This window comes from Geminicoccus sp., assembly GCF_035556675.1.
Classification (GTDB): Bacteria; Pseudomonadota; Alphaproteobacteria; order Geminicoccales; family Geminicoccaceae; genus Geminicoccus.
The window spans coordinates 1-7389 of the sequence record NZ_DATMFZ010000080.1 but is presented as its reverse complement, the minus strand read 5'-3'; the positions used below and the strand labels follow the sequence as shown (position 1 = coordinate 7389).

Sequence of the window (7389 nt, the reverse complement as noted above, 5' to 3'; positions counted from 1 at the left end):
CCATGAAGGGCGCATAGCGGCCGATCGCATAGGTAGCCAGCAGGTTCAGGTCGAACTCGCCGCCGCCGGCCGCGAGGTCGGTCTGCAGCTTGTCCCAGAAGCCGTCGCGGTTGAAGAAGATCAGCTCGACCTTGTCCTCGTTGGCGACGTCGGCCTTGCTGTTGTAGAGGGTGGCCGCGTCGCGCAGTGCCGTCTCCTCCGGCCCGCCCGGCCAGCCCAGCACGGTGACCTCCGCCTGTGCAGCCGCGGAGGTCAGGAGGACGGCGGTCAGGGCGGCGAACAGGTGGGACGATCTCATAGCGACTGATCCTCTCTGGTGGCTGCGGCTTCGCGAAGGGCGAGATCGGCGATCCCGATGATGCCGGCCCGGCTGTCCAGGAGGGCCGGTACCAGATTCGGGCGCTCGAGCGGGGGCAGGTCGGCCAGCCGGGTCCGGACCCGGTCCAGGTGGCCCGGCGCCAGCCCGACGCCGCCGCCGACCACGATCCGCTCGGGGTCGAAGAGAAACTGGAGGTCGCGTAGCAGCAGCGCGGCGGCTTCGGTGGCCCGGTGCACGACCTGCTCCGCCCAGGCGGCACCGGCAGCGGCCGCCGCGAACACGGCCGCCGCGTCGACCGGATGGCCGGCCTCCCGGGCCAGGCGCGCAATGCCGGAGCCCGATGCGAGATCCTCGATCCGCTCGCCGCTGATGAGGCGGACCTGGCCGATGCTGCCCGCCATGCCGCTGCGCCCCTGCAGCAGCCGGCCGCCGGCGATCACGCCGCCGCCGACCCCGGTGGAGAGCGTCACGAACACCAGGTCGTCCGAGCCGCACCCGGCTCCGGCGACATGCTCGCCCCAGGCCGCCGCCTGAGCGTCGTTGAGTGCCGTGACCGGCACGTGCAGGCGACGGGTCAGCTCCAGCTCCAGTGGAAACGCGCCCGGGATCGGCAGGGTGTCCGGGTTCAGCGCCTGCCAGCTTCCCCGGCGCACGAGGCCGGTCGCCGCGATCCCGGCCAAGGCGAACCGGCCGGACCAGGGAGCCGCCAGCCCGGCGATCGCGTCCAGCCAAGCCAGCACACCACCCTGCCGCGGTGTGGCGACGCGCTGCTCCTCCAGCACCCGGCCATCCTGGACGAGGCAGGCCAGGATCTTGCTGCCGCCCAGGTCGAGCGCCAGCACCGTGGTCATCGCCGGGCCCCGGCCACGGCCTGCGCGAACCAACCGGTGACGTGCTCGGTGCGGGTGATGGCGGAGCCGACCACCACCGTGAACGCACCCGCCTGGATCGCCTGGGCGGCGGCGTCGGGCGTGTTGAAGCGGCCCTCGGCCAGTACCGGCAGGTCCAGTTCCGCCGCTGCCGCCCGCACGAAGTCGAGATCGGGCGCATCCGGGACGGGACCACCCGTGTAGCCGCTCATGGTGGTGCCGACCACATCGACGCCCATGGCCGCGGCCGCCCTGGCATCTGCCATGTCGGCGCAGTCGGCCATCGCCAGCCGCCCGGCCTGCCGCACCATGGCCAGGAGGTCCGGCACCGGTACCGGCCGTGGCCGGTGGGTGGCGTCGAACGCGATCACGTCGGCACCGGCCTCGGCCAAGGCCTGCACGTCTTCGCGCCAGGGCGTGATCCGCACCGGGCTGTCCGGCAGGTCCCGCTTGATCAGGCCCAGGATCGGCAGGTCACAGGCCTCGCGCACGGCCCGGACATTCGCCGCCCCCTCGATCCTGAGGCCCACGGCACCGCCATCGCGGGCCGCCAGCGCCAGCGCCACCACGATGTCCACCCGGTCCATCGGTCCGCCGGTCACCGGCTGGCAGGAGACCACGAGGCCACCGCGTAGTTGATCGAGGAGAATCGCCATTGTCCGACCTGGGCTGCCCGTTGCTGGCCGCAGTCTTGGCAGCAGGTGCGCCGCCGAACAGCGAAAAAATGTTGCTCAGGCGGGGTATTTTTGAGGAATGCGTCGATCGCCAGGTGGCGGAAATCGTCGGTGACCTCAGGCCCACCCGAGGTGCGGCCGCGCAGCGGGCTGGCCGGGGCGCCGCTCACGACCTGGAGGGGCGACCGCCTCGCTCACCCGTACGGCTCCGATCACTGCCGTTGCCAGAATTGCTGTCCGCACGGCACCTCCAGGGATACGTGCGCAGGCAATTCATCTCGGCAGAAACCTTCCGACGTTCCCGGGAACGAGCATACCACCTGCCTCCTGCGTGCCATTGGTCACGCAGGAGGCGCCAGGTCAGACGGTGATCGCCGTTCGATGCGGCGGTGACGATCCGCTGACCGCTCAGAGGCTGCGGACGAGCACCGGCCGGTCTTCGCGCTTCTCGCCCAGCAGATTGCGCAGCGGCCTGCCGAACGGCTCGGCCTGGATCTCGAACACGTCCCCGGGCTCGGCCTTGATCCCGTCGGCGAAGCTGAGGGTCGCCGTGCCGAAATAATGGACATGGACGTCGCCGGGCCGGCGGAAGAAGTCGTACTTGAAGTGGTGGTGCTCCAGGTTGGCGAGCGTGTGGGACATCGCGTCCTCGCCGGATACGAACGGCTTGGACCACAGCGTCTTGCCGCCGCGCAGGATGGAGGAAGTGCCCTCAACCCGGTCCGGCAGCGCGCCGATCCGCAGCTCCGGCCCGAAGCTCGAGGTCCGGAGCTTGGAATGGGCCAGCCAGAGATAGTTGACCCGCTCGGTCACGTGGTCGGAATACTCGTTGCCGAGCGCGAAGCCCAGGCGCCAGGGCGTGCCATCCGGGCCGATCAGGTACAGGCCGCAGATCTCCGGCTCCTCGCCGCCGTCCTCGGCGAAACCCGGATAGTCCAGCGCCGCCTCGGGCGGCACGATCGAGCCGCCATCGCCCTTGTAGAACCATTCCGGCTGCACGCCGATCTCGCCCTCGCCGGGCTTGCCGCCCTCGATGCCCATCTTGAACATCTTCATGCTGTCGGTGAGCTTCTCGGGCTCGACCACGTGCATGGCATCCCGGGTGGCAGCACTGCCGAGATGGGTGAGGCCGGTGCCGGTCACCAGCAGGTGGGCCGGATCGGGATGATCCAGCGGCGTGAGCAGCCGCTGTTCCGCGATCACCGCCTCGTAGTCCTCGGTCTGATCGCTCAGCCGCTCGGCCACGACCTTCTCCAGACCCTCGCCTGCGGCGACCGCGGCCAGGGCCAGGCCATAGACGGTCGTCGCCCGGTCCACCACGCGCAGTACGCCGCCCTCGACCGCCGCAACGGCCCGGCCACCATGCGTCGTCTTGAATTGAACCAAGTTCATGCCGACCCTCCCGCACCCGCAAAACGAGCGGGAAACTAGCGACGGGAGGTTGCGGCGTCACCACCTCTCTGGCCGGTGGGGCATATGGCGGCGGCAGCGCCGACCGGCTTGCGGCGATACCGTCCGCGTGCGACCAGGAACGTTGCCGAGGGATCGGGCCGGGAGGCAGGCGAAGGAATGACGACGACCATCACGACGCTGCTCCGGGCAGCCAGTCCACAGGCACCGGCGATCCTGGGACCCGGACGCGTGGCGCTGGATCATGGTGGGCTCGCCCGGCTGACCGAAGAGACCCGGACGATGCTCGCCGGGATCGGGATCGGATCTGGTGACCGGGTGGCGATCGTCCTGCCGAACCGGCCGGCCATGGCCAGCGCCTTCATGGCGATCGCCCAGTGCGCCGCCACCGCACCGTTGAACCAGGCCTACCGGGCCGAGGAGTTCGACTTCTATCTGGGCGACCTCGGCGCTCGGGCACTGGTGGTCGCCGCCGGGGCGGAGAGTTCCGCTATCACGGTGGCGCAGGCCAAAGGCTGCACGATCCTGCGCCTGCACGAGGATCCGGACGGGCCGGCCGGTGCGTTCCGGCTGGAGGCGGAGGGAACGGTGCGTCCGGCCGTGGCGGCGACCGCACCCGGCCCGGACGACGTGGCCCTAGTGCTCCACACCTCGGGCACCACCTCACGGCCCAAGATCGTGCCGCTGACCCAGGCGAACCTCGCCGCCTCGGCCCGCCACATCGGCGCGACACTTCAGCTCGGCACGGAGGATCGCTGCCTCACGGTCATGCCGCTGTTCCATATCCATGGCCTGATCGCCGGCACGCTCGCCCCGCTGGCGGCGGGCGGATCGCTGACGGTGCCGGAAGGCGGCTTCGACGCGCTGCGCTTCTTCCGCGAGCTGGACGGCAGCGGTGCTAGCTGGATGACGGCGGTGCCGACCATGTACCAGGCGATCCTGGCCAGGGCCGGGCGCAACCGCGAGGTGCTGGCACGGTCGGGCCTGCGACTGCTGCGCTCCTCCTCGGCCTCGCTGCCCGCCCAGGTCATGCTGGAACTGGAGGAGGTATTCGGCTGCCCGGTGATCGAGAGCTACGGCATGACCGAGGCCGCCCACCAGATGACCAGCAACCCGCTGCCGCCGGCACCGCGCAAGCCGGGGTCGGTCGGGATCGCTGCGGGCCCTCGGGTCGCGGTGTGCACGGCCGAAGGCGAAGAGCTGCCGCCGGGCGAGGAAGGCGAGGTGGTGATCTCGGGGCCGAACGTGACGCCCGGCTACGAGGCCAACCCGTCCGCCAATGCGGCGGCCTTCTTCGAGCGTGACGGGCAGCGCTGGTTCCGGACCGGCGACCAGGGCCGGATGGATGGCGAGGGCTATCTGCGCATTACCGGGCGGCTGAAGGAGATCATCAACCGGGGCGGCGAGAAGGTCAGCCCTCTGGAGGTGGACGAGGTGGTGATGGATCATCCGGCCGTTCGCCAGTGCGTCACCTTCGCCATGCCGCACGACAAGCTCGGCGAGGAGGTGGCGATCGCCGTGGTGCTGCGCGACGGCATGACGGCCGGCGAGCGGGAGATCCGTGACTTCGCGGCAGCACGGCTGGTGGCCTTCAAAGTGCCGCGCCGCGTCGTGATCCTGAGCGAGATTCCCAAAGGGGCCACCGGCAAGCTGCAGCGGATCGGACTGGCGGCGAAGCTGGGGCTCGGCTGATGCGGGTGTGCGTCTATGGCGCCGGTGCGATCGGTGGCTATCTGGCCGGCAAGCTCGCCCGCTCCGGCGTGGAGGTCGCGGTGGTCGCGCGCGGGCCGCATCTCGCCGCCCTCCAGGCGGACGGCCTGACCGTCCAGGAAGGTGGCGGGGAGTTCCAGGTGCGGGTGGAGGCGGCCGAGGACCCGCTCTCCCTGCGCCCGGCCGACTTCGTCGTGGTGGCTCTCAAGGCCCATCAGGTCGCCAGTGCCGTCGATGGCATCCGCCATCTATGCGGTGCCGCCGGTGCGGTGGTGACTGCCGCGAACGGGGTACCCTGGTGGTACACTTACGGCCTGAACGGCCCGTTCGAGAACCGGCGGATCGAGGCGGTCGACCCGAGCGGGCGCATCTGGGCGGGGATCGGTCCGGAGCGGGCGATCGGCTGCGTCGTCTGGCCGGCGGCGGAGATCGTCCGGCCGGGCGTGATCCGGCACATCGCGTCCGAGCGCTTCGACCTGGGCGAGCCCAGCGGTGAGCGCAGCGAGCGGGTGCAGCGTTTGTCGCAGGCGCTGATCGCGGCCGGGCTGAAGGCACCGGTCCGCCCGCGGCTGCGCGACGACATCTGGACCAAGCTCTGGGGCAATTGCTGCTTCAACCCGGTAAGCGCGCTCACCGGCGCGACGCTGGGCGAGATCACGGCCGACCCGGATCTGCGCGCACTGTGCCGGCGGGTGATGACCGAAGCCCGGGCGATCGGCGAGGCGATGGGCGCCCGCTTCCTCATGGAGGTGGAGAAGCGGATCGATGCCGCCGGGGCCACCGGCGCGCACAAGACCTCCATGCTCCAGGACCTGGAGCGCGGCCGCCCGCTCGAGATCGATGCACTGGTCACCGCCGTGCTGGAACTTGGCCGGATGGCCGGCCTGGACAGCCCGAACCTGGCTTCGGTCCATGCGCTGGTCACCGCCCGCGCACGGGTGCTTGGGCTCTACGGGCAGCCCTGAGCCGGTGCGACCGTACGACGACGTTGTCAGTGCCGGCCCGGACCGCTACAAGCGCGCGCGTTGCCAAGGGGTGCCCGCGGAGTGACGAGACCGCGCGCGCCCTTGTTTCGTTCCCCGTCGGAGAGTGCAGATGAGTCGCCGCCGCCAAGTTTACGAGGGCAAGGCGAAGATCCTCTTCGAGGGACCCGAGCCCGGCACCCTGATCCAGTACTTCAAGGACGACGCCACCGCCTTCAACAACCAGAAGAAGGGCGTCATCACCGGCAAGGGCGTGCTCAACAACCGCATCAGCGAGTACATCATGCTGCGGTTGCACGAGATCAACATCCCGACCCATTTCATGCGCCGCCTCAACATGCGCGAGCAGCTGATCCGCGAGGTCGAGATCATCCCGCTCGAGGTGGTGATCCGCAACGTGGCCGCCGGCTCGATCGCCACCCGGTTCGGCATCGAGGAGGGGACGCAGCTCACCCGCTCGATCGTCGAGTTCTACTACAAGGACGACAAGCTGGGCGACCCGCTGGTCACCGAAGAGCACATCACCGCGTTCGGCTGGGCGACCTATCAGGAAATCGACGAGATCCTGAACCTGTCGCTGCGGATCAACGACTTCCTGAGCGGCCTGCTGGTCTCGGTCGGCCTGCGCCTGGTCGACTTCAAGCTGGAGTTCGGCCGGCTCTGGGAGGAGGAGGAGTTCCGGATCGTACTGGCCGACGAGATCAGCCCGGACAATTGCCGCCTCTGGGACGTCAAGACCGGCGAGCGCTACGACAAGGACCGCTTCCGGCGCGATCTCGGCAAGGTCGAGGAGGGCTACCAGGAAGTGGCCCGGCGGCTGGGCATCCTGCCGGAGGCCGGCCCCCGGGACCTGCGTGGTACCGACACGGTGCAGTAGGTCGGCACTTTCTGACGCGAAAATTTTCTAGACGATTTCCCGCGAGAGGATAAAAAGCCTTCCATTCGAGGAGGCTCCCGATGGCGCTCGCTTTGCTCCCGTCTCCGGCACGCGGCCTGATCCTGGGTGGGCCGGCCGACGATGTCCTGGCCGGCGGGATCGGCAACGACCAGTTGTTCGGCCGGGCCGGGCGCGACCGGCTCGCCGGCAATCGCGGCGACGACCTCATGGAGGGCGGCCTCGACGACGACATCGTGCTTGGCCAGGACGGCGACGACGTGGTCCGGGGCAATGACGGCATCGACCTGGTCGATGGCGGCGCCGGCAACGACAATGTCTCAGGCCAGGGCGGCGGCGACTTGCTCCTGGGCGGTCTCGGCAACGACATCCTGGTGGGCGGCGAGGGCAATGACGAGATGCGCGGCGGCGAGGGCCGCGACACGCTGTTCGGCGGGCCGGGCGATGACCGGCTGACCGGCGGTGCCGGACCCGACGAGTTCGATTTCCTGGTAGATCAGCTCGGCTTCATCCGGGCCAATGGCCAGGA

General features: G+C 70.0%; 5 protein-coding genes and 2 pseudogenes. 4 read left to right on the top strand and 3 right to left on the bottom strand.

Annotation, left to right across the window (positions count from 1 at the left end; all coding sequences use genetic code 11):
- The 3 genes and pseudogenes from VNS22_RS06370 to araD1 form a co-directional block, all read right to left on the bottom strand.
- Positions 1 to 298, bottom strand: a pseudogene (locus tag VNS22_RS06370) (sugar ABC transporter substrate-binding protein); the annotation flags it as partial.
- Positions 295 to 1844, bottom strand: a pseudogene (locus VNS22_RS28235) (putative N-acetylmannosamine-6-phosphate 2-epimerase). The pseudogenes VNS22_RS28235 and VNS22_RS06370, both read right to left, overlap by 4 nt.
- Positions 1845 to 2270: 426 nt before the next feature.
- Positions 2271 to 3254: an AraD1 family protein gene (gene araD1 / locus VNS22_RS06355; protein ID WP_325730727.1), complete on the bottom strand. Its 984-nt coding sequence runs from the start codon at positions 3252 to 3254 to the stop codon at positions 2271 to 2273.
- 177 nt (positions 3255 to 3431) lie between these two features.
- Here araD1 and VNS22_RS06350 point away from each other — a divergent pair, with 177 nt between their 5' ends.
- From VNS22_RS06350 to VNS22_RS06335, 4 genes are all read left to right on the top strand, one after another.
- Positions 3432 to 4964, top strand: coding sequence for an acyl--CoA ligase (locus VNS22_RS06350; RefSeq protein WP_325730725.1), 1533 nt, complete (start codon positions 3432 to 3434; stop codon positions 4962 to 4964).
- Entirely contained in the window at positions 4964 to 5947 is a 984-nt protein-coding gene (locus VNS22_RS06345; protein ID WP_325730723.1) for a 2-dehydropantoate 2-reductase, read from the top strand. The genes VNS22_RS06350 and VNS22_RS06345 overlap by 1 nt, the downstream gene beginning before the upstream one ends.
- Positions 5948 to 6077: 130 nt before the next feature.
- Entirely contained in the window at positions 6078 to 6842 is a 765-nt protein-coding gene (gene purC / locus VNS22_RS06340) for a phosphoribosylaminoimidazolesuccinocarboxamide synthase (RefSeq protein WP_159716507.1), read from the top strand.
- 80 nt (positions 6843 to 6922) lie between these two features.
- Positions 6923 to 7389 (top strand): calcium-binding protein (locus VNS22_RS06335; protein WP_325730721.1); only part of this gene is annotated, 467 nt, incomplete at its 3' end.